Source organism: Pseudooceanicola nitratireducens (assembly GCF_900109195.1).
In the GTDB taxonomy this organism is placed as follows: domain Bacteria; phylum Pseudomonadota; class Alphaproteobacteria; order Rhodobacterales; family Rhodobacteraceae; genus Pseudooceanicola; species Pseudooceanicola nitratireducens.
Genome location: NZ_FNZG01000004.1, coordinates 322,625 through 345,340, shown reverse-complemented (window position 1 = coordinate 345,340; position 22,716 = coordinate 322,625). Strand labels below are relative to the sequence as shown.

The 22,716-nt window shown below is 58.3% G+C and carries 19 protein-coding genes; 8 read left to right on the top strand and 11 right to left on the bottom strand.

Annotation, left to right across the window (positions count from 1 at the left end; genetic code table 11):
* Positions 1 to 12: 12 nt before the first annotated feature.
* Complete coding sequence (hppD, locus tag BMX99_RS16320) at positions 13 to 1,146, top strand: 4-hydroxyphenylpyruvate dioxygenase (RefSeq protein ID WP_093454288.1); 1,134 nt, start codon at positions 13 to 15, stop codon at positions 1,144 to 1,146.
* A gap of 100 nt (positions 1,147 to 1,246) precedes the next feature.
* On the opposite strand, the gene BMX99_RS16315 is transcribed toward hppD, so the two are convergent.
* Positions 1,247 to 4,147, bottom strand: coding sequence for a hypothetical protein (locus BMX99_RS16315; RefSeq protein ID WP_139199577.1), 2,901 nt, complete (start codon positions 4,145 to 4,147; stop codon positions 1,247 to 1,249).
* Between the two features lie 191 nt (positions 4,148 to 4,338).
* A complete protein-coding gene (locus BMX99_RS16310; RefSeq protein ID WP_093454282.1) occupies positions 4,339 to 5,619 on the bottom strand; it encodes an O-acetylhomoserine aminocarboxypropyltransferase/cysteine synthase family protein in 1,281 nt (426 codons plus the stop codon).
* A gap of 263 nt (positions 5,620 to 5,882) precedes the next feature.
* Between BMX99_RS16310 and BMX99_RS16305 the strand changes: the two genes are divergently transcribed.
* Complete coding sequence (locus BMX99_RS16305; RefSeq protein ID WP_093454279.1) at positions 5,883 to 6,275, top strand: GIY-YIG nuclease family protein; 393 nt, start codon at positions 5,883 to 5,885, stop codon at positions 6,273 to 6,275.
* Here BMX99_RS16305 and BMX99_RS16300 read toward each other — a convergent pair.
* Positions 6,272 to 7,252: a hypothetical protein gene (locus BMX99_RS16300; RefSeq protein WP_093454276.1), complete on the bottom strand. Its 981-nt coding sequence runs from the start codon at positions 7,250 to 7,252 to the stop codon at positions 6,272 to 6,274. The two genes, BMX99_RS16305 and BMX99_RS16300, sit on opposite strands and share 4 nt — an antisense overlap.
* A 219-nt stretch (positions 7,253 to 7,471) precedes the next feature.
* Between BMX99_RS16300 and BMX99_RS16295 the strand changes: the two genes are divergently transcribed.
* The 4 genes from BMX99_RS16295 (at position 7,472) to BMX99_RS19530 (ending at position 10,216) form a co-directional block, all read left to right on the top strand.
* On the top strand, positions 7,472 to 8,026 hold the full coding sequence (locus BMX99_RS16295) for a hypothetical protein (RefSeq protein WP_244525567.1): 555 nt from the start codon (positions 7,472 to 7,474) through the stop codon (positions 8,024 to 8,026).
* A gap of 206 nt (positions 8,027 to 8,232) precedes the next feature.
* A complete protein-coding gene (locus BMX99_RS16290) occupies positions 8,233 to 8,652 on the top strand; it encodes a hypothetical protein (protein ID WP_093454270.1) in 420 nt (139 codons plus the stop codon).
* Complete coding sequence (locus tag BMX99_RS16285) at positions 8,649 to 9,977, top strand: relaxase/mobilization nuclease domain-containing protein (protein WP_093454267.1); 1,329 nt, start codon at positions 8,649 to 8,651, stop codon at positions 9,975 to 9,977. Before BMX99_RS16290 ends, BMX99_RS16285 begins: the two co-directional genes overlap by 4 nt.
* A 20-nt stretch (positions 9,978 to 9,997) precedes the next feature.
* Positions 9,998 to 10,216, top strand: coding sequence for a hypothetical protein (locus BMX99_RS19530; protein WP_139199575.1), 219 nt, complete (start codon positions 9,998 to 10,000; stop codon positions 10,214 to 10,216).
* A gap of 32 nt (positions 10,217 to 10,248) precedes the next feature.
* Here the strand turns inward: BMX99_RS19530 and BMX99_RS16275 are convergent, their stop codons facing one another.
* Entirely contained in the window at positions 10,249 to 10,617 is a 369-nt protein-coding gene (locus tag BMX99_RS16275) for a phosphoglycerate kinase (RefSeq protein WP_093454261.1), read from the bottom strand.
* A 337-nt stretch (positions 10,618 to 10,954) separates the two neighbouring features.
* Between BMX99_RS16275 and BMX99_RS16270 the strand changes: the two genes are divergently transcribed.
* Positions 10,955 to 11,218: a hypothetical protein gene (locus BMX99_RS16270; protein ID WP_093454258.1), complete on the top strand. Its 264-nt coding sequence runs from the start codon at positions 10,955 to 10,957 to the stop codon at positions 11,216 to 11,218.
* 3 nt (positions 11,219 to 11,221) lie between these two features.
* Here BMX99_RS16270 and BMX99_RS16265 read toward each other — a convergent pair whose 3' ends face one another.
* Both BMX99_RS16265 and BMX99_RS16260 read right to left on the bottom strand, forming a co-directional pair.
* Positions 11,222 to 11,671, bottom strand: coding sequence for a hypothetical protein (locus BMX99_RS16265; protein ID WP_093454255.1), 450 nt, complete (start codon positions 11,669 to 11,671; stop codon positions 11,222 to 11,224).
* Complete coding sequence (locus BMX99_RS16260) at positions 11,668 to 11,904, bottom strand: hypothetical protein (RefSeq protein ID WP_093454252.1); 237 nt, start codon at positions 11,902 to 11,904, stop codon at positions 11,668 to 11,670. The genes BMX99_RS16265 and BMX99_RS16260 overlap by 4 nt, the downstream gene beginning before the upstream one ends.
* A gap of 532 nt (positions 11,905 to 12,436) precedes the next feature.
* Here BMX99_RS16260 and BMX99_RS16255 point away from each other — a divergent pair.
* Positions 12,437 to 12,616 carry a hypothetical protein gene (locus BMX99_RS16255; RefSeq protein WP_093454249.1) on the top strand — a complete coding sequence of 60 codons (180 nt, stop codon included), beginning with the start codon at positions 12,437 to 12,439 and terminating at the stop codon, positions 12,614 to 12,616.
* A 39-nt stretch (positions 12,617 to 12,655) separates the two neighbouring features.
* Here the strand turns inward: BMX99_RS16255 and BMX99_RS19525 are convergent, their stop codons facing one another.
* From BMX99_RS19525 to BMX99_RS16230, 5 genes are all read right to left on the bottom strand, one after another.
* Positions 12,656 to 14,227 carry a hypothetical protein gene (locus BMX99_RS19525; RefSeq protein ID WP_139199573.1) on the bottom strand — a complete coding sequence of 524 codons (1,572 nt, stop codon included), beginning with the start codon at positions 14,225 to 14,227 and terminating at the stop codon, positions 12,656 to 12,658.
* A gap of 166 nt (positions 14,228 to 14,393) precedes the next feature.
* Entirely contained in the window at positions 14,394 to 15,305 is a 912-nt protein-coding gene (locus BMX99_RS16245) for an ArdC family protein (RefSeq protein ID WP_093454243.1), read from the bottom strand.
* Positions 15,306 to 15,678: 373 nt separating this feature from the next.
* A complete protein-coding gene (locus BMX99_RS16240) occupies positions 15,679 to 17,823 on the bottom strand; it encodes a GmrSD restriction endonuclease domain-containing protein (protein ID WP_093454240.1) in 2,145 nt (714 codons plus the stop codon).
* A gap of 8 nt (positions 17,824 to 17,831) precedes the next feature.
* Positions 17,832 to 20,819, bottom strand: a complete 2,988-nt coding sequence (locus BMX99_RS16235) for a type III restriction-modification system endonuclease (RefSeq protein ID WP_093454421.1) — start codon at positions 20,817 to 20,819, stop codon at positions 17,832 to 17,834.
* A gap of 16 nt (positions 20,820 to 20,835) precedes the next feature.
* Positions 20,836 to 22,716: a site-specific DNA-methyltransferase gene (locus BMX99_RS16230; RefSeq protein WP_093454237.1), complete on the bottom strand. Its 1,881-nt coding sequence runs from the start codon at positions 22,714 to 22,716 to the stop codon at positions 20,836 to 20,838.

Below are 22,716 nucleotides of genomic sequence, written 5' to 3'. Positions count from 1 at the left end.
CAGGAGGTTCCCATGGGTCCGTTCCCCCACGACGCCCCGAAATCCACCATCACCGATGAAAACCCCGCAGGCACCGACGGGTTCGAGTTCGTCGAATTCGCCCACCCCGACCCGCAGGAGCTGCGCGATCTGTTCACCAAGATGGGTTACGAGCTGGTCGGCCGTCACAAGTCCAAGGACGTGGAGCTTTGGCAGCAGGGCGACATCACCTATATCATCAACGCCGAACCGGGCACCCACGCCGCCCGCTTCATCGAGGAACACGGCCCCTGCGCACCCTCCATGGGCTGGCGCGTGGTCGACGCCCAGCATGCCTTCGATCACGCGGTCGCAAAAGGCGCCACCCCCTATGAGGGCGACGGCAAGGTCATGGACGTGCCGGCCATCGTCGGCATCGGCGGATCTCTGATCTACTTCATCGAAGACTACTACGACACCTCGCCCTACAATGCAGAATTCACCTGGACGGCCCAGTCCAAACCGCGCGGCGTAGGCTTCTACTACCTCGATCACCTGACGCATAACGTCTTCAAGGGGAACATGGACACCTGGTTCCGCTTCTACGGCGACCTGTTCAACTTCCGCGAAATCCGCTTCTTCGACATCCAGGGCAAATACACCGGCCTCTTTTCCCGCGCGCTGACCTCGCCCTGCGGCCGCATTCGCATCCCGATCAACGAAGACCGGGGCGAGACGGGCCAGATCGTCGCCTACCTCAAGAAGTACAATGGCGAAGGCATCCAGCACATCGCTGTCGGCGCGCGTGACATCTACGACGCCACTGACCAGATCGCCGAGAAGGGCATCAAGTACATGCCCGGCCCGCCCGATGCCTATTACACGCTGTCCAAGGATCGTGTGGCGGGCCACGACGAACCGATCGAGCGGATGAAGAAACACGGCATCCTGATCGACGGCGAAGGCGTGGTCGACGGCGGCGAGACGCGGATCCTGCTGCAGATCTTCTCGAAAACCGTGATCGGTCCGATCTTCTTCGAATTCATCCAGCGCAAGGGCGATGACGGATTTGGCGAAGGCAATTTCAAGGCGCTTTTCGAATCTATCGAACAGGAACAGATCGACAGTGGTGAAATCGGAGGAGAAGCCGGGGACGAAATCAAAGGCGGCGACGTCGCCGCCGAATAACCCCCCCGGATCCCCATCATCTTGCCGGCAAATACTCCCGCCGGAGGCATCGGTCCGTCGCTTGCGACGGGCCGATTTTCTTTTGCGGCGGGGCAGGGCCTCAGCCCTTAGGCATGTCCAGCGTCAGGTTGCGGCCGTTCTTCTGATAGCGCAGGCTGGCGTCGCCAATGGCCAGCACGCGGCCGCCATCGATCCGATCCCCGACCTTCACCTTGCGATAGCGCCCATTCGACAGCCGCACCAACGCGCGGCGGTCCGAGGGCTGACCGTAAACCCCGATCAGGTTGATGCGGTTCAGGTTGATCGCATTGCGCAAGGTCGCCTGCCGCGTGACCGAGGCGGAGGAGGGCACATTCGGCTCGACACTTGGCGGGGCGACCGGGGTCGTGCGCGCGGCGGCGGCGATTTCCTGGATATTCGACGGGCGGTTCAGCGGACGCAGGGCGGTGAAGGTGGGCTCCAGCTCGGGTTCGCCGTCGTCTTCGGTGATTGCCTCATCGGTTGCGGCACCGGCCCCTGAACCGGCACCACTGGCCAGCCCCGCGGACAGCGAGGCCCGCACTGCATCCTCGATCAGTGCGCTGCCGGTGTTGGGCTGGATCGCGGCGCTGGCCAGCGACGCGGCAGGGGCAAGGCCGGTGTCGGCGGTCGCCTCGGCCACGGCCTGCTGCACGGCGTCCGGTTCGGCAAAGGGGCGCGGCTGCGGGCGTTTCACCGGACGGGCGGCAATCGCGACCTGCGGCTCTTCCGCGACCTCTTCGGCTGCTGCGGTATCTGTCGTGCCTGCGGCGGCAGGGGTCTCCTCCGTCGCATCTGCGACCGTCGTCGACGGCGCAGGGTCCCCGGCGGTGGCGACATCGGTGGCCGGGTTTTCGGCGGCGCTGTCCGCCGGCGTTTCAGCAGGGGCGGGGCGCAGTGCCGCGTCATCCTGGGTGCCGGGCCGCGTCGGCGGGGTCAACGGCGGGGCCCCGGTGAAGACCAGGATGCCGGCGGGCGTCTCGGCCCCCTCGGGCGTTGCGATCACCAGCCCGCGGTCGTCCATGACATAGCGGCGGCCCTGCGTGGCGGGCGGCCCGGGCGGCGCGGGCAGGGCGTCGGGTTCAAGCGTTGACAGCGACAGCTGCGGCACCTGGCGCGGCGCGCCTTCGGGGCCGGCGTTGTCCGCAACGGCAGAGGGGTCGTCACCCGTATCGGGGCTGGCCTGGGCACCGGGGGCGTCGCTGTCCAGCTGGTCGGGCGATTGCTGCCAGATGCCGGTCGCGGCATAGCGCGCTTCAGCCCCTGGATCGTTGGAAGGATCGGTCGCGGGATCCTGAGCCGGCAGCTCTTGACCATCGCCATCGGTGGCGGTTTCGGCCTGTTCGGCGGCCTCTGGTCCCGGAACGGCGGTTTCGGCTGCGTCTTCCTGGCTCTCGGCTTCTTCGACCGCTTCGGTGACGATCAGCGGCGACACCGCGTCATCGCCCGTTGCCTCGCCGGTCGACAGCGGTTCGGGCGCGGTGACGGCCCGATCCTCGCGCTGATCCTGCCCTTGACTGTCGGGCGCGGGCGCTGCGGCGATGGCCTCTTCCGGCTCGGCGGCCTCGTCCGAGGCCCCGAAGAAGGGCGCGAGGTCGTCGTTCAGGAAGATCGCGGCCCAGCCGGCCGTGCCCAGCAGGAAAACGGCCAGGACGATGGCGGCGGCCATGGCGGGCTTGCCCGTGTCGGTGTCATACGAGGCCCCGTTGCGGGCCCCGAAAACGGTCAGACGTTCGGCTTCCTTCTTGCGTTCCTCGGCGGTGAGGGACCCGACCACGCGCGGGGCATCGGCGGGGATGCCTTCGGGCGCGGTGGATTCCGACACGACGGATTCGGGCGCGATGGAAACGGGGTCTTCCACCGCGGGCGGGGTCACGTCCTTGGCCGGGGCGGGATCCTTCGCCTTGCCCTTGCGACGGGACTTGGCGGGCTTTTTCGCGGCGGGTTTCGAGGTGTCCGGGGTCTGTTCCACGGTCTCGGTGGCGGGCGCCTGTTCAGGCGCGACCTCTTGGCCCGAAGGCGCATCCACCGTGTCGCGCAGGGCGTCCTGGGCGGCGAAGACCGGGTTCTCGATCGCCGGTTCCTTGCGGGCAGCGCGGCGGGCGCGCAGACCGGCCAGGGCACCCGTCACCCCGGCAAAGCTGCCGCTGATCCGGGCCGCAAGGCCGGGACCCTTGGGGGCGTCTTCGATCTGCGTGGGCGTGCGGAAATCGGTCTCGGGCGGGCTGAGCGTGATGCGCGACGCGTCCTTGGCATCGCGCAGGTCGGTGCCGGGGTCTGCCTTGGCCGGATCCAGCGACGGATCGGCCGGGGTGGCGGCGTCGGATGCGGCGACGCTATGGGCCGGGGCGTCATCGCGACCACGACGGGACACGAAAGAAACCGGGCCCTCATCCGCCTTCGCCGCACCCGCAGCGGTATCGGCAGAGGCCGCGTCATCCGGCATCTGCACCCGGCCATTCACGCGGATCGCAACGGCGTCCTGTTCGACGTGGATGTCGGCGGGCACGTCATGGGCCGTGCCGAAATAGGGTTCGCCCGCGTAATCGCGGGTCTCGGGCATGGCGGCGAAGCAGACCGGCTGAAACCCGAAGCCGCGGGCGAATTCATCCGCCTCCTGCAGGGTGTCGATGGCCACGGCCGCGATCTGCAACATCTTGCCTGTGACAATGGAATCGGTGACCAGTTCATCCAGCGCATAGGGCGTCTGCCCGTCCAGCGCCTGCGCCACCAGCTGGCGGCGGGTTTCGGGATCCGGCGCACCCGCAGGAACCGAGACATAGCGGATCTGGTCGTTCGGGATGACGATCTTGAAGGTCGGCGCAGGGTCCAGACGGTCGGCCATGGCGCGCAGCGTCGCCATTTCCCCCGCAAGATCAGCGCTTTCGGGCGCAGCCTCTCCGACCAGCGCCCAGCCCGAGGCGGCGCGTTGAAGAAGGGCGATCCCCTCCATCGACAATATCAGTGCGAAATTCGGTTTCATCAGCCTGTCAGATGCCAAAGGCGCGGCCCCGCAGGGAGGCCGCGTTTTCAGCATGCTACAGCACCGTTAAGGATAGGAAAAGGCTGACGATCCCATAACCTTGGGGGGCGGCGAAACCCTGCGGACCGTGGCCAGGCCCCGATGCCCGCCCCCGAAGGATGTCCCAGGGGGCGGGCGCTTGGTCAGGGATCTTAGCCGCAGGCCTTGGCCAGCGCCTGGTCCAGATCGGCGATCAGGTCGGCGGGATCCTCGATCCCGATCGACACGCGCACCACGTCCGGCGCGGCACCTGCGGCCTTCTGCTGTTCCTCGGTCAGCTGCCGGTGCGTGGTCGAGGCCGAGTGGATGACCAGCGACCGGGTGTCGCCCAGGTTGGCCACATGGCTGAAGATCTCGACCGCATCGACGAATCTCACGCAGGCCTCGTACCCGGCCTTGAGCGAGAAGGTGAAAAGCCCGCCAGCCCCCTTGGGGCAGATCTTGGCCACCCGGTCGTGATAGGGCGAGGACGGCAGCCCGGCATAGGTCACCGCCGCGACGCGGTCATCGTTTTCCAGCCATTCCGCCACCTTCAGCGCGTTCTGGACGTGCCGGTCCATGCGCAGCGACAGGGTCTCGATCCCCATCAGCGTGTAATGCGCGGCCTGCGGGTTCATGGTCATGCCCAGGTCACGCAGCCCGATGGCGATGCCGTGGAAGGTAAAGGCCAGCGGCCCGAAGGTTTCGTGGAATTTCAGACCGTGATAGGCGGGCTCGGGCTGGGACAGCGACGGGAACTTGTCGCTGGCGGACCAGTCGAAATTGCCCGAATCCACCACGCAGCCGCCGGTCACGGTGCCATTGCCGGTCAGGTACTTGGTGGTCGAATGCACCACCAGCGTCGCGCCATGTTCAATCGGGCGGCACAGGTAAGGCGTGGCTGAGGTATTGTCGACGATCAGCGGCACGCCCGCCTTGTCCGAGATCGCGGAAATCGCATCCAGGTCGGTGATATAGCCGCCGGGGTTCGCCACCGCTTCGCAGAAGACCGCGCGGGTGTCGTCGTCGATGGCGGCCTTGACCGCGTCCAGATCATCGAAATCGACGAACTTGGCCGACCAGCCAAAGCGTTTGATGGTCTGAGAAAACTGCGTGATCGTGCCGCCGTACAGCCGGGTCGAGGCGACGACATTGCGCCCCGGGGCCATCAGCGGGAACAGCGCCATGATCTGCGCCGCATGACCCGAGGAACAGCAAACCGCACCCTGGCCGCCTTCCAGCGTGGCGATACGTTCCTGAAGAACGGCAACCGTCGGGTTGGTCAGGCGCGAATAGATATAGCCGACCTCTTGCAGGTTGAACAAAGCGGCGGCGTGATCGGCATCGCGGAACACATAGGCCGTGCTTTGATAGATCGGGGTCTGGCGCGCGCCGGTCGCCGGATCGGGCCGTGCGCCCGCGTGAATCTGCAATGTGTCGAAACCATAGGCCATGAAAATCCTCCTCTGTGGCACACCCGCGTCCCCTCCGGTGGCGGGCTTGCTTTTGGTGTTAGGGCAGGAGAGGGCGGCGCTCAAGCGTGCCGGGAAGGGCTGAGGCCGGAAAGCGGAGGGCGGTGGCGCAACTCCGCTCTTGCCCTCTGCGCGGGGGCGATTTGCACGGGGCACCGGATACATGCGCGCGCGGCTGTGCTAGGACAGGCCGGGATTTGATCGCCGGTCCGCCCGGCCCGAGATTTTGAAAGATACGTTCTGTCATGAGTGCAAATTCAAAGACTGACCCTAAATCGGGCCCTAAGTCTGGCCCAAAATCTGACCAATCGCCCAAGGCGACAATCGACAAACGTGCCGCCCGCGCGGCCTATAAGCAGCGGGACGAAGACTGGACGGTCTATGCCGCGCGCACCGGCGGGCAGTGCTGGGTCGGCGTGTCGAAAAACGTCGCCGCGATTGAAAACCGCCTGGGCTTTACCCTGCGCAGCGGATCCTGCCCGACCAAGGGGATGCAGGCGGCCTTTGACGGCACGCTGAGCATCGAACCGCTCGAGGTACTGGACCCGACGCTTGGCCCGCTGCTGCGCAAGGATGCGATCCGCGACCGCCGCGCCCATTGGTGTGCCGAACTGTCGGCCACCCCGATCGAGGCCTAGCGCATCCAGAAGCCTTCGCGCTTGATGCGGTTGCGGATCGCCTGTTCCCGCTTCGGCAGGGCGTCGCGGTCGAACAATGCCCGGACCTTCTGGCCGCGCCCCTGATAGATCATCCGCTTGATCGGGTCGTAGTTCTTCAGCAGCTTCTTGATCGGCTGCGGCGCGGTGACCTGTTCCAGCACCTCGATCACCCGGTCGCTTTCGCGCGCATAGGCCAGCGGCAGAACGCGGTAATGGCAGGTGACCTCTCCGTCGATCAGCCCGGCGGGCAGCACATCGCGCCCGCCATCCAGCGCATGGATCACCAGCGGCAGGGCGACCTGATCCAGCCAGGGGTCCAGCGACTGGCAGGCCAGCGCGGGCAGGGGGTGGTCACGGATGGTCAGCGCATAGTCCAGGAACCGCCGCCCGAAGATCTGCGGGCAGCGGTAATAGAAGAACCCGGCGTTGAAATACAGGTAACGCCGCCAGTATTCGTCCGGCTGGCTCAGGTCGAGAGAGCTTTGGAAATCCAGCCCGAACAGATCGTACAGCGCCTGCCAGATGCCGGTGTAGCCGGGACCGTAGAGTTCCGGCTTGGGCCAGGTCCCCTCGACCCGGTTCGACGCCGAGGGCCGGTCGAAATCAAACGGCACGCGGGACAGGTCATCCAGGATCAGCGTGTCGGTGTCGAAAAAGACAAAGGGCTGACCGGCGGGCAGGGCCATCAGCGCCTCGATCTTGTTGCCCTGCGGATAGCTTTGTCCGAAATGTTCGTTCTGAAACGGCAGGATCTGCGCGCCCATCTCTTCCAGCGCGCGGCGCACCGATCCGGCCATGGTGGGATCGCGATCCCAAAGCGGGCCGGGCTGCGGCTCAGCCACGATCAGCTGGCCGAACCCGGGGCTTTGCGCCTTCAGGGAGGCCGCGAAAATCAGCGCCTCGTATTGCAGACGCCCGGATTGTCCGATGATGACGATGTTCGGCCGAGCTGCCATTTCGTCTGACCCGACCGAGACGCCCCTTTGTCCGCCCATATTTTCACACGCCTTGGTTTGCTTTATGACAACTTGCCTGCCTGCGCCGACACTACCAATATGGCGGGTAAATTAAAGACCGGCCGGTCCCTTGGGGACTGGCAGATTTCGGGCCGCGCTTTTGGGGCCTATTGATTCTTGGGCCAGGCACTGTGCTGCGGCCGAACAGGTTTCAGGGGAATGACGATGTTTCTGTGGTTGTGGACACTGATTTTCATGGATGCGGCCAGCATCACCGACCCCTATGAGGCCCCCGCAAACGCCCCCGTAATCCAGGCCAATTCCCCGGCGTCTCCGGCCAGCCCCGCCTCTCCGGCCAGCCCTGCGGCCCCAAACAGCCCGGCGTCACCGCAGATGCAGGCCGAACCGCAGGTGCCCACGGGGCGCTTCACCACCGCGACCGAGGTCAGGCCGATCCTGACGGCCACGAAAACCTCCTGGGTTGGGGTGCGCGAATATGACGGGCAGGACCTGGTCTATGTCACGCAGATCCTGGCCTGGCGCTGCGGCCTTGCGGGGCTGCGCGTGGCGATCAACGATGCGCCCCTTGCCGACTGGCCGCTGCCGCCCTGCCACCTGGACACGCCCGCGCCGAACGCGATCCTGCCCGAAGACGGCTTGCCCTACCGTGCCTTCCCGTTTGGATCCGTCAAGACCATTACGGTCGAGCTGATCTATGACGACCTCAGTTCCGACGCCGCCGTCTTCCTGCGGCCGATGGTGATGATTCCCTGACCCATGCCGCGCTGATGGGGAACAGTCCCTGGGGCCGCGCAAAAGCCCGCGAAACCGCAAACCACCATCTGTCCGAAGGCCCGAATTTTCATGTTGGGGGGGGATGGTGGACCCAACTGGAGCGGAATCGAACCGCTTGTTTGAGGTCTTCCAAGAATGGGAACACCATCTCGCACCGTATGATCTAAGCGATCTGAGGTGCGGCGATGAGCACCTTAGATAGACGTTTCAATAAGTTAGCCAAGGATCAGCGGCCCAAGTATCCGCCGCCGTTCTCGCTGCGCTTCACCTTCGATGAGCGTGCTAAGCTGGATATGTTGCGGGGCAGCATGCCGCTCGGGCGGTATATCCGTGAGCAACTGCTCGGGGATGATGCTGCGCCGCGCAAAAAGCGCGGACGCTATCCTGTGAAGGATCAGGAAGCCCTGGGGCGCGTTCTTGGCGCGCTCGGCTCTTCGCGCTTGTCGCAGAATCTCAACCAACTTGCCCGCGCCTCGAACAGCGGATCGCTCCCTGTATCGCCCGATGTCGAAGAAGAACTTCGCCAGGCTTGCGCGGATGTAAAGGCGATGCGGGAAGAACTGCTGCGGGCGCTCGGTGGTTTGAGCGATGGAGGTGAGCCATGATCTTGAAAGGCTCACAACGCGGCAATGCGGCCAAGCTGGCTCGTCACCTGATGAATGTTCAGGACAACGAGCATGTCGAGTTGCATGAGCTTCGGGGCTTCGTTTCCGATGAACAACTTCTGGACGCCCTGCTGGAAGCGCAGGCCGTCGCCAAGGGGACACGCTGCCAGCAACATCTATTCTCGCTCAGCCTAAATCCGCCCGAAGGTGAGCGCGTCGATGTCGCCACGTTCGAAGCTGCCATCGAACTGGCCGAACAAAGGCTCGGCCTGGATGGTCATGCCCGCGCGATTGTCTTCCATGAGAAGGAAGGCAGGCGTCACGCGCATGCGGTTTGGTCTCGGATCGATGTCGAAACCATGACGGCGAAGAACCTGCCGTTCTTCAAGCGCCGCCTGATGGAGGTCTCGAAAGAGCTCTACCTCCAGAATGGCTGGGACATGCCGAAGGGCATTGTCGATCAGGCCGTGCGCAACCCGCTCAACTTCACCCGCGCCGAGTGGCAACAAGCCAAACGCGCCATGGCCGATCCAAGACTGGTAAAGGCGGCGTTCAAGCAAGCCTGGGAGTCATCCGACAACGCCGACACTTTGAAAGCCGCTCTCGAAGAGAAAGGCTATTTCCTCGCACGCGGTGATCGGCGCGGCGTCGTTGCGGTCGATTATCAAGGCGAGATTTACGCGCTCGCCCGCTGGTCAGGCGTGAAGACGAAAGATGTCAAAGCCCGCATCCATGACGCAGACAATCTGCCGTCTGTGCAGGAGCGCCGCGAGGAAATCGCCAAGCGTGTGAGCGGTCAGCTCGTCAAATACGTCCTTGAAATCAACAGAACCTATTCCGAGAAGCACCCGACAATCGAGTTCAAGCGCACCCAAGCGGTGGAGCGTCACCGCGAAGAGCGCAAGTTGCTCGATGAGATGCAGCGTATCCGCTGGGACAAGGAAACAGCAGCCAGAGCCGCGCGTCTGCCGAAAGGCGTCAGCGGGCTATGGAGTCGTATCACGGGGAAATACTCGAAGATCAGAACGCAGAACGAGCTTGAGACGTGGCAATCCTACATGCGCGATCAGGCAGAACGTGACGATCTGGTTGCCCGCCAGCTTGACGAGCGTCAGCAGCTCCAACGCGCCATCAAGCAGATGCGCGAGAAGCGCAGCCAAGACATCGCCGATCTGCATGGCGAGATGAGCGCCTATCTCTCGATGCAGCGCGGTCATGCCGCGACGGCCAAAGTCAAATCAGACCACGCCAAGCAGCAAGAGACAAAGAACAAGGACAAAACCCGTGGCCGCCCGCGCGACCAAGGGCCGGATTTTAACCTCTAGGATTTTGAAAGGAGAAAGCTATGCGACACATATTGATGCTCAATTTAGATGAAGCACATGCCGTTCAGCTCGATGAACTCCGCCAGCATTTCCATCTGGCGGCAGATGACATGGTGCGGCTCGCCATTCGGCTGACCCATGCGCGTCACAAGCAAAAGCCCGATGTGCTGGTGCCGGAATTCAAGCCGCGCGCGAAGCGCGACGACTGGCTCGATGACGAAGATCATAGACCAGAATAACGCCGCCCAACGTGGGCGGCGCTAGCGCTGGTTTACCACCAAGCGTAGTAGAAGACGGTATCACCATCGGCGATAGCTTCACGTGCCTTGGCGATGAAGGCCAGATCGTCTTCGGACTCTGATCCATCGGAGGCACCGAAGAAGAAGCCTTCTGTCGGTGGCAGGTTCCCAGCCTTGATGTCGGCTTCAAGCCTTGCCAGATCGGCTTCGGTCAAGGTGACGGGCGTGCAGTTGAAATCCTGCTGCTCGCCGCCCTTCTCGAAGTAGAGCGTTTTCATCCAGCCGTGGAGATTGGGATGCTTGCGCCAGTAGTGCAGCTCTCCCATATCCTGACCGGGCTTGAAATCGACCTCGCGCTCAAAGCTCTCATCTGAAATCATCGCATACATATCTAGTCCCATTGCTTTTTCCTTTCGTTTCTTGGGTTTCGTCCTGATGGACGCTCCCGAAACGGCAGGGGCGAAAACGCAGTCCGTCATGGGCAACACGGGGCAACGCCTGGCGCGGGCAGCCCATTGATCGGCAAGTCGGCCATGCCAGGGTTAGCGACAAATCTGCTGGAAGGACGAAGCCGGAACGAAAGGCGAGAAAGTTTGGGATGCTGGCGTCTGCGATGTGGCAGATGCGATGGCCACGAGGGCGATGTTCCCAAGAATGATGTGGATGGGGCGGCGACAGGGCTACGCCTGAGCGCGACCTCGGTGATAGAATGGTGGCCAAGAGCAGGAAGGACGATGCATGACGAACAATATGTCTGGGCACTACGATTGGCATCACAAGATATTGGAAGAAGAATTCGGGACGATTACTGAATGTCTCGGTGAAAAAGGCGCGTCAGTCATCGATATCGCTTTGACCCATAAGGGCGTGCGGATATGCGAGCTCTGCGATGGCTATTACGGCACGACGCTCTCAAAAGACCAACTCGACCGTTTCATTGCCGAGTTGCAGGCCCTCTCCGACAACCTCGCAAAGTTGGAGCCTTCGGACGAAGGCTCCTGAATTTCAAAGTAGATCAAACATATCGGCCTGCTCGGGCGCTGCCTTTTCTTCGGACGGAAGAAAGATGCTGGCAGGGCCTACAAGCACGCAATCCAGCTTCCCCCATTTCACGCTCATGCCGTGATAGAAGCCTTCTGGACGTCCACGGGCAGCAGCGCTCAGGCGTGCGTTTTCGTGGTAGGTGATCGTCGCGCCGTCGAAGTATTTGCGCTCGATAATGCGGTAGGCTTGCACTGCGCGGTGGTTCCCTATGGATGCGCCGCCGACCGATACCCAAAGGGCATTTTGCCATTTGAAGGGTGAGCGGACGCGGCCCTCAGCGATCTTGTCGGCGCTGTATGAGGCGCTGATATCGCCTTCTCCGATCTGGCGGTCTCGCGTATGGCACCATCTGCCGGACGCAAGACGGGCAGGATCAACGAAGAATTCCTGCAACTTGACGGGGGCGCTCATGAGCGCCCCGCGTCGTTTGCTGCGTCGGGGGCATCTTCCAGCGGCAGGCGCAGGACGATACGGCCATTGATCGGACAGGTCTCTAGCTGGAGCGTGTAGCCCCGCTCATCCTTGTGTTTCCATGCGGCTCCGACCTTGTTCCAATAGGCCTTGTCGCCTTTCTGGGTCACGTGCCACGCCAGATAGTCGGGCGCATTCAGCGGCAGGTTTTGGTTGGTTTTTTCGCGTGCCATGATGTTTCTCCTTTGCTTGTCGTTGGCTTGCTAACGCCCTCCCGACAGGCCGAAGCAAAGGATCGGCGTTCATGTTCAACACGGATTTTTGGAGCGGGCAGGACATTGAAGGGCGAGCCGCCTCGGCCAGGGATTAAGGGCTCTCGGTTGCAAGCCATCGATGAGCAAAGGAACTCAAAGCCGCACGAATATGGAGAAAGCGGCCAGCCTGACGCCTATGCGCTGACGGGCGAGATGGATTTGCGCCGTCTACCCGTCAAAGGTCTTGCCTCTGGAACACGCCGCCGCTCTTGGATGCACTGGTAGCGGACAAACGCCGTTGTCAGAAATCTTCCGATAGTCCGGTCCATCCAGCCAGCACTACGAAGATCAGCGCATCAAACGGATAGCGAAAGGCCATCTGCGCATCCGCCTGTTTGCAGGATCAAGTTCACCTCCCGAACCATCAGGCCTTCCATGGGCCGATGATGGTTGTGCGGGGCCGAAAGGCCCTGAGTGGTTCGGGGCCTCCTTGAAGCAAAAGGAGGATGAGATGACACTCGTCTCACGTTTTGAAGCGGCATCCCGCAGCACGGCAGAATTGCACGGCCTCTTGGCTGAGGCGTTCAACGCCTTCGCCGCTGCCCCGCGCGGCAGCCAAGAGCGCCGAGACGCGCTCCAATCGATGCACAACATCGAAAACGAGCTGGCGGCACGCGCACCAGGTCTCTAACCGATCAGCGGTCAGCCGTCAGGCTGGCCGCAAGTCGTTCTATTTGCCTTTTCTTTTTGCTTTGGATCGCATCGCACGACGTTGCCGCCTATTTAGCCCACGTGGCTCGGGGCGAGTGGCGGGACGTTCTATAATGATACTTTCGACATCCGGGAACTCTTGTCCGCCCCATGCTCTTTCTCGCAGTTCACCTTGCAGGACGCCGATTGCTTCGCAGGCTTCTGTGATGGATTGACGTTCTTCGTCGGTCCACTCTGCCTGTTCTGCATAGATCAAATCTTCAGAAACGCCGCGCCCTTGAGCGGGCGGTTCGCGTGAAATACCAACGACCCTTTCAAGATGAGGATAGCGCTCCAGCAACCCTTGAGCGTATATCAGCGCCCCTTCTGTGCGCTTCCTGCGATATTGTTCGTATCCGCCCTTATCCTCCATCCAGTCTAAGTATTTGAAAGTTTGAATGAAAAATGCGGTGTCATTTTCCTTAGAGCCATCGGGAGAGAGCATTGTGCGAAAGAAGCGATCCGCATTCTTTCCTTTTTCCAGTGCGCCGACAACAGCCTGTCCGTGGGAGCGCCTGGCAAATCTCGATTGCAGCGCCATATAGCGTACGCCGAGCTCGTTTTTGCGAAGTTCAAACTCGTAACCATCCAGAACGATAGACGTACCGTCCAGCATGCGATTAGTGAACACTTCGATCAATTTATCCCATAAATAGGAAACTTCATCTTCGCGCTTTTTTGCGACGTATCGAGGGTCTCGGATTAATTCCTTATAATGTTGCCTATCAATCGATACTGGTGTGTCCTTCTTGTCGTAAACGAAATCATGATCGCCGTCCGCGTTGATTTTTACTGCGTAGAAGGCGAGCAAATTCTCTTCGCCGTGCGCCTCAAGGAGATCGCCTGAGCGAATGAAAGCTTGCCTTTTCTCCAAGTAGTCTGTGAAGTCACGAATGGTATCCAGTTCGCTGAGAACGATATCCAAAGCAATTTCATCGAAGACATGGACGAAGGAGCCGCTCGGGTCCAGATCACCTACGGCGAAAGGTTTGGTTTCAACTCGATTCGACCAGTGGTGGTCATCTCTTATATCGGGCCTAATCAATAGGCTGCCCGAGCCCTCACCAAAATACTCTCTGCAAGCTTGAGACGCTCCACGCGCAACGAGGACTCTGTGAACGACGCGTGCGTCTATTGGCGGAAAATCAATAGGAAATGGAATTGTGCATTCGCGATCAAGGAATACTCTATCTGGAAACTCTGCAATCCATCGCTCTGCTCCCTTAACTTGCTTCGCGGAAGATTCCAACGCACGTCTTGCCCAGCGGGACCAAGCAACATCTAGAGCGGCATTCGGCCATTCAATCGTTTTCTCGCTGAAAATGATTACGTGACGATCGCACACCACGAGCAAATCACACAGCTCTTTTCCGTCCCCTTTGCCTTTTAGCTTTTGATCACGAAACGGGCTTGGGTATGACCAGAGATTGAGAAAGGATTTTTCACCTAACTTCGCCAGATACCGTTCAGATTCCGTTACTCCGTCTGCCTTGATAATGGGCTCACGGAGCTGTTCTGGGCGATCATCTATGCCTGATGGTCTATTGTTCAATTGCGCCTCCAAATCAACAAGGTAGCATGATCGTCAACGCGAGTAGAAGACTTAGATGATCTACTAGGCATCTTGTCCTTGCGTACAATGGCCTTGTCGAGGCAAGAGGTCTAATCGGCTGACCAAGAGGTCAGCCGAAAATTTTCTGAAGTTGTTGAGCCGCCGCTCACGCGGCGACTCCTTCCCGCTGCTCTTCTTCCTCGATGAGTGGTTGCAGACCGTGCAGGAAGTCTGCGGCGCGCTGCGCGTGGGCGGCGGCGGCGAAGATCGCGCGCTTGTCGTCCTTTAAGACTTTCAGCCAGCTCTGAATGTAGGCGGCATGATCCATGCCAGGCTCGGGGGTCAGTTCCAGATCAGCGCAAAGGAAAGCTGCGCCAAGCTCGGCGACCAGTTCCTCGCGGGCGTAGCCTTCATCACCCCAACGCTTCCGGCCAAAGTCACGGTCAAGGCGGCTCTTGTGCTTTGTCCAGTGCGTCAGCTCGTGGGCAAGGGTTGCGTAGTAGCTTTCTGGGCTGCGGAAGGTTTCGAAAGCTGGCATCTGCACGTGATCGGTGCCGCCGCTATAATGGGCGCTGTTCCCGCCGTGGCGGATGTCTGCGCCAGTATGCCCGAAAAATTCTTCCGCGTGGCTGATCCGCAAGGCGGGATCAATCACGGGCTCGGGTTTGGCGTAGTAATGCTCGGGCAAGCCTTCGATCTGCTCGACGTTGAAAACGCTGTAGCCTTTCATGAAAGGGATTTTGCGCTCTTCCTCGCTCCCATCGTCCTGCGACTCTAGCTTGGTGATGGTGTTGGCATAGACCACCAGATTGCCGCGCTCACCTTTCTTGACGTGTGCGCCAAGCTCCTTGGCCTGTTTAAAAGTCATCCAGTATGGGGAGAGATAACCCGCCTCAACGCTCGCCCCCCATAGCATCAGCACATTGATACCGTTGTAAGGTATCCCGTTGTGCCGTAGCGGTTTGGTGATCTTGCCTTCAAGGTTTCCAGCGTTCCAAGGCTTCAGCCAAGACAGCTCGCCTTTCTCCAGATCGGCAATAATCTTGTCTGTTACTTTCTGATACACATCTGTTTTCATGTCCTTTTTCCTCCTTTGGAATAGTCGGTTGCGCATGCAACCGGACTAGGCCCGCGCCAATGAGCGGGGGGAGGCCGTCAAGATCGAAAGGATCGGAAGGTGGTGCGGGCGCAGGCGCAGCCGAGCCACGGCTCCGATGCTTTCTCCCGCAGCCTTGGCAAGGGACTTGGGTCTTGACGGAGGATGGGGCCGGAAGGCCCCAAGAAATGGGAAAGAAACGCGCGGCTCCTATAGAGCCGCGCTCAGCCAGAGGGGTGCATCAAGCACGCCGACGATCACGCAAGGGATGGAAGCCGCAAGGCCGAGACGTTCTTAGGCGGCTCGGTTCACGACAGCCCGACCCGAAGGGGTGCGCCAACAGAAAAAAGAGAATTTAGGCCGCTTTGAAACGCTTGGAGATGTAGGTGGCAATTTCACTAGGATTGTTGATTGGATCGGACGCGTTGCCCGAACGTACAAAGAACTTCTCGACCTTCGCACCGTTCTTATCGGCGTCCTTCACGAACAACGGACCCACGCCCTTCGACACAGTGACGGCACATACCATCTGCCCTTCGATCTCGTGGAAGCGCACCTTGATATTTGACGCAGCGTACTGGACACCAAATTCCGCATTCACAAGATTCCGAAGATGTAGCTCGTAAGCGTCGGCGTCATCGCCTTTCAAGGTGCTGAGATCGTTTTCCAGACCAAGGACGTTGCCTTCATTATCGACGCCGATGATAAGCGTCCCGCCATCGCCGTACCCGTTATTGAAAGCGGCAATCGTCTTAAGGATGACCTTCTCAAGGCTTTTATTTAGGCAGTTCTGTTTCGTGTCCCAGCGCATAGATGACTTGAACTCAAGGCCATCATGCTCGCCTTCGGCTATCATATCGGCAATGCTGACTTCAACTTTGGCCGTGTCCATCTTTGTGATGCCAACGAGAAATTCGTTCAGTTCTTCAGTGAGCAAAGACCTGCGCGCAGCAAGAAACTTTTCATAAGCACTCATTTCCCACAATGCTGAATCTTCTGGGATGCATTGCTTGGAGAGCGCTGAAGGAAACTTGATTTTTGCGCTTTCAAGGTATTCCTTAGCAGCTTGGTCAGACTTTCCCCTGTTTTCGACTTGGGTCAAGACGGCGCGGTTCGTAATTTCCTGGGCGAGCGCATATTTGAAGCGATTGTTGATGTCGTATCCGTTCTCTTTCAATGCCGCGTATGGAAAGATGTGATCTTTCTCCAAAACATACTTCTTGCCCATGTTCTGACGAATTGACACGCCACTGGTCAGACACACAGCGCCCTTGCTTTTGAAGTACCAGCGCATGAGCGAGAAGAGCGGATGACGAATATCACGACCAGCAAATTCGCCCTCTGTGATCGTCAATGACCGCTCTTGTTCAATAAGTCCAAGAAGGTCATCAAAAGGTTGAGACGAATTCTTGACCGTAGCCAGGTCTTTGTCCAGTTTTTGCGGCGTCTGGCTGACATATCGCTGGCGAAGCTGGGAGTAGTAGAACCACTTTACAGCCTTCTTGATCTCGATTTCGGTAAGCTGACCGTTTGGCTTACCATAGACGTAAGCGATCAAAGGAATAAGTGCAAAGACCGAGTTGATCTCGTCAGAATGGTCAACGAAGGCATGGGTGCGAAGGATGTTGACCACGTAGTCAAGAATTTGCTTGTCAAGGCGCTCCCACGCCGCCTTGATGGCTTCGCGGTTATCGGCACTGTGAAGTCGGCGCATTTCCGAACCCATTGAGTGGGTAACGCCAAGCAAAGCGTAGATGATGAAGTCCAGCTTGAACACAAAGCCATTCTTCTCCAACTCAAATAGCTTTGCCTTGAACAAGTCTCTGGCCTCGGGCCAGTAACCGCTAATCTGCGCGAGTGCCAGCTCCGCATCCGTCAGGTTTACGCCGCTGGCGTTCACGATGTAGAAGATGTCGATAGCTTCCTTGATGGAGGCTGAGACGGGGATAATCTGTTCAGGAAATTCTCTGTCCATGATCGATTTGACAGCCTCAAAATTGTCATCGATCAGGTCTTCAAGCTCATCGGTCAGAAGCTCTCTTGCCTTCAGGCTCTTGCGAACATCGGAACTCTTGATCTTCGCTTGGAAGATATCTGTTAGATTTACCCAAAGAGGGTTATTCTCCATGGCCTGCTTTTTGTAATATTCAAGTTCAAGGGTTTCGAGATTGACGTACAGGCCAAGTACGTTGTTCTTGATTTCTGGCTGCGTGTAATAAGGTGGAAGCTTACCCTCCAGGATCATGTAGATCGTGGTAATGCGCTGTTGACCGTCTAGAATGAGTTTGACCGCACCCATTTCGCTTGTGTATTTCTTTTTGCCCTTCAACTCCGGCGGGTTTGCCGTTTCCCACGTCAGAAGCGTCCCTGTGGGATATCTTTTGATCAGAGATGTAAACAGAGCTTTCGCATCTGGCCGCTTCCACACATACTCTCGTTGGAATGCGGGAACAAAGATTTGATTGTCGTTTATCTTGTCAATAATTTGCCGAATTTGCATCGATTACCTCAACTGTGCTTCATCATGTCGCCAACCGAAGTAGCGTGTATGTATTTTGCAGGATTTTCGCCTTGCGCCAGAACTGCAAAGTGCTCTTTTCCACAGGCGATTTTCGCGCCTTCCTTGTGCCGAAGGTCATCCCACCAGCCGCTACCTTTGGTCTCAACCACAAAGTAGAGCTTCTCTTGACCCTCCTCTTCGATCAGCACGGCCCAATCAGGATTATAGGTGCCAAGTGGTGTGGGGACTTTGAACCAGCCTGGAAGCTTGGCGTAGACCTTCACGGCTTCATTGGCTTCCAGCTCTTCGGCGAAACGCCGTTCAACGCCTGCCGAGTCATAGACGACATGCTCGTAAACCGATTTCTGCGTCTGTAGCGTGTTCTTCAGATAGCCCGTCAGCTCTTCCTGTTTGAAGAGTTCCTGGGCGTAATAATGATCATCGCCAACGCGTTGGTACTTGATCCCATCGACCAGAGCGAGACGCTTTGTACGGTTGATAGCCTCAGACGCCAGATCGATGAATTCCTGCGGGTTCTTCTTGAAGTCCGGCAGGCGACGGCTGTCGGTTAGAATCTTGACCAAGCTTTTTCGCGTGAGCTGGGTTTTGTCCTGAAGATCCGTCAGCAAATCGGGAAGCTCGATGTCACTCTCGCTGATGGAGGTAAATCCCGACGCCGATGTCTCGCTGGCCTGAACACCGCTTTTCCCGATGGCGATGTCCGCAACGCGGAATTGTGCGCGGGTCTTGGTGATGCTGGGGCCGTCCGTGATGGCACGCGCGCAATCTTCGATGAGCTTGGCGTTGTCAAACTCGACGCGGTAGGTCGTCTTGTGCTTAATGCGGTCCCAAAGCGCCTTGAAGCCCTCGCTCTCAAGTATGGCCTCTCGGGTGCGGATCGTGATTCGCTCGTCCGCGTTCTTGATATCGAGCTTGCCCGCCAGTTTGCGCAGGATGTCTTTGATGCCGTCTTCCTGCTCCGAGAAGTCCTCGGGCAGCGTAAGCGTGTTGTCTTTGAGCGCCGTGCGGAGTGTGTCCTGAACCTTGCCCTTGGCATCAACGAAGCCGTTGTCCTTGAGATAGGTCCAGACTTCTTCTGACCGATCAACTCCGAGGGGGCTGGTGGTGCCGTCTTCGGCAGTGACTGCCAGGTTGGCGAATTGGTGCTTCTCGACCACGCCAAAACGAATGCCCGTATCAGCCTCGATCTCTTTCTGGAGATTGTCGGCGAACTGCTCGTAGCTCTCCGTGGCGATGACAGTGAGGGTGTTTACGTCGAAACCCCGAAGTCGCTGACCTTCCTGATTGACACATAGACGAAGCCCGCGACCCAAGGTCTGACGACGCTCGCGCTCCGTCCCGATGTCGCGCAAGGCGCAAATCTGAAAGACGTTCGGATTGTCCCAGCCTTCCTTGAGGGCCGAGTGGGAGAAGATGAATTTCAGCTTTGAGTCAAAGCTGAGCAACTTTTCCTTATCTTTCATGATGAGGTTGTAAGCGCGCTCTGCGTTGTCGCGGTTGGTCTGGTTGTTGTCCGCCGTCTCGGTCCAGCCGCCCTTCTTATCGATAGAGAAGTACCCGTTGTGGACTTCATCGGCATCGATATCGAGATCGACCTTCTCGAATAAGGTTTGATAATCGGGATGCTTGGCCAGCTTCCGATATTCTTCTTCGAACATCAGGGCATACTTGCCTTTTACGATGTTTCCGTCCGCATCGTACTGGCGATAGAAATCCACGCTATCGATGAAGAAGAGGCTCAGAACTTTGACTTCGCGCTTCTGCGCGGCAAAGCGCATTTCCTTATCCAGATGCTCTTTGATAGTGCGGCGGATCATGAGCCGCTTGAGGTCATCGGCATTCACACCGCCAACTTCATCGCCAGGGCGGAGCGTTTCCTCGCCGCCCGGCATACTGAGTTCCATTGTCTGATTGTCTTTGCCGACCGTGATCGTACCGACGCGGAAATTGGCGTAAAGCTCGCGGCCTGTTTCCTGTTCCAGATCGTCACCGTCTTCGACCGTGAAAATCTGACGCCTGACCTTCCCACCGCTCAAGGCGTCTGCCTCGATTCTTGCCGTGATTGCCCCGCGTCGGTTCTCGGTGGAGATAAGCTTCACGTAGGGCTTGTTGTGACCACCCTCGACTTCGAGCGAGGCGACTTCAATCTGCTTCACGAGCTCGCGCTCATAGGCATCTACTGCGTCCAAGCGGTAGACCATGTGGTGCTTGTCCACATGAGTGGCCGAATAACGCAGCGTGCAAAGAGGGTTCATCGCTTCGAGAGCTTCCTTGCCGCGTCCAGTCATCCCGCCATCAACACTCTGCGGCTCGTCCACGATGATGATGGGGTTAGTTGCACGCACGAGGTCGATGGGTTTCTCACCGCCCGTCTTCTCGCTTTCCTTATAGAGGTTGTTCACATCCTTTTTGTTGATCGCCCCAACGGTGACGACCATGATCTGGATGTTCGGACTAGTGGCGAAGTTGCGCACCGTACCTGGCTTGCCTGAATCATATTGGAAGTATTCGTAGCCCTTGGCCATCGGGTAGAGGTTCTCGAAGTGCTCGCGGGTGATCTGAAGGGTCTTGTAGGTCCCTTCCTTGATCGCCACGGACGGCACCACGATCACGAACTTAGTAAAGCCGTAGCGCTTGTTCAGTTCGAAGATGGTGCGCAGGTATACGTAGGTCTTGCCTGTACCTGTCTCCATCTCGACGGTGAAGTCACCGCTAGTCAGTGACTCCGAAGGTCGAAGCCCGTTCTTGAGCTGGATTTCCCGCATGTTCTCCAGGATTTCATCGTCCAGAAGCTCCAACTTGTTGCCGATGCCAAGCTCGCTCTCGGTGACGCCGAACGAGCCCTGCGCCGCGTCGCCAGAGCGGTAAGTGACGGTGAATTCCGTTCGGTTGATCTCCTGACCTTTGAACAGGGCAGCCACAGATTCAACGGCGGCGTGCTGATAGTCGAGGTTGTCTTCGAAGTGCAGTTTCATCGCTCTGCCCCCAATCTTACAGGCTGCGGACATGAGCGATGCCGTTCTGTTCCAGAATGGCGGTCATGTTCGTTTTGGCGATGTCGTCGGCAAAGGCGCTGTCACGGAAGACAACTTGCGTGTCTGCGGCGGGCTCCAGCTCATTGTGCCAATCCGTGATCCCCTTGGCGAGGGCTTCGATCTCGGCTTTGTCGATGGTTTCGTCCAGACAGGCAAATAGGACGCCATAACCGATGGAGTAGACCGTCTTGCCTGCAATCTCTTTCTCTTCAATCGGAACGGTAAGATCGACGCCGCGTTTCAACAGAAGCTCATAGAGCACGTCCTGTTCACTGCGACCCTCGACCAAGTGCTCTGCATGATCGAGCAAGGTCTGCTCAAGATCGGATGCATCGGGATTCCAAGCTCGAATATTGCTGCTATCGAGCTTGAAGACCTTAAAACCCAAATCCCCGTCGAAGTCGGGATTCCCTTCTTTAATTTTTGTCGCCGCACGTCGAATGCGCTCTTTCGATAGTTCGGCGATATTGCGTGGCTTGCCAAGAGTAGCGCAGAAATCTGACGCCGTCTTTTGATCTCGATTTGTCTGGTCTAGGGGTTCAGGAAGCTGAACCATTATGAAGCGACGGTGCTCATTGTTTGTCGCGTTACACTTCAATACCGAGTGCGCAGTGGAACCAGAGCCAGCGAAGAAGTCCAAGACAATATCGCCGTCACCTGAGCCTTGTTCTATTAGGCTGGTGAGTAATTCTACTGGTTTCGGGAAAGTAAAAATCCGCGCATCGAAGAGTTCATCGATGTTTGCGGTGCCATGCCTGGTGTAGATATCTTTGCCGATAATGGTGGAAAAGCCTGTAAACTCGGAATCAAGCTCCGATAGGAATGCTTTTCTCCGTGGCCTACCACTATCGTCCGTTGGCCAAAGTATGCGATCTTCTTCGATAAGTCGTCCCATCGTGTTGCGATCATATCGCCAACCCATTGTAGGACACCCGTAATTGATATCCGTTGCCGGGTTAACGAGGTCATAGTGGAGGTTTGGGCGCCTATCTGCTGTTGCAATTCCAACCATATTAGCGCTCACCCAGTCGCCCCTAGGATCGCCATCTGGATTTGCATACTGTGAATAGTCTCTCTTGTCGCCGCGAATATGATTTCCATAGCAGAGGACATACTCGTGATCGATGGATGCGCCAGTTGTGGTGCGATTGTCTTTATTCTGTCGGCTCTTCCATACGAAGCAGGCGATAAAATTTTCTTCGCCAAATACTTCGTCCATAATCATTCGGAGGTTTTGTAGTTCGCCATCGTCGATACTCACAAAAATTACTCCGTCGCTGCTCAAGAGATTTCTTGAGACGCAAATCCTTGGATAAATCATGTTGAGCCAATTTGTATGAAATCGGCCAGAAGCTTCAGGGTTGGATGTAATAGCTAGGCTGTCTTCACCCTTCTGCCCTGTGTATCTAAGATAGGTGTCTAGATTATCTTGGAATTTGTCGGGATAAATAAGGTCCCCGCCAGTATTATATGGTGGGTCGATATAGATCATCTTGACAGCGTTAGCGTAGCTTCTCTGAAGCAACTTGAGCACTTCGAGATTGTCACCTTCAATGAAGAGGTTCTGGGTATTTGACCAGTTGGTGCTTTCTTCGGGTGACGGTCGCAAGGTGCCACTCGACGGCGCAAGTGCTATCTGCCGTGCTTTCTTTTTGCCATGCCAGGTCAGACCATATTTTTCCTCGCCATCCGCAATTTTATCTCCAAGCAACTGACGCAATACATCGAAGTCGATTCCATCTTCTGTGAAGGCGTCCGGCAAAATAGCCTTGAGCGCGTCGATGTTTTCGTCCACGATGTTCAGGCTCTCACCGTTTTCTTTCTTCAATGCGTCCAT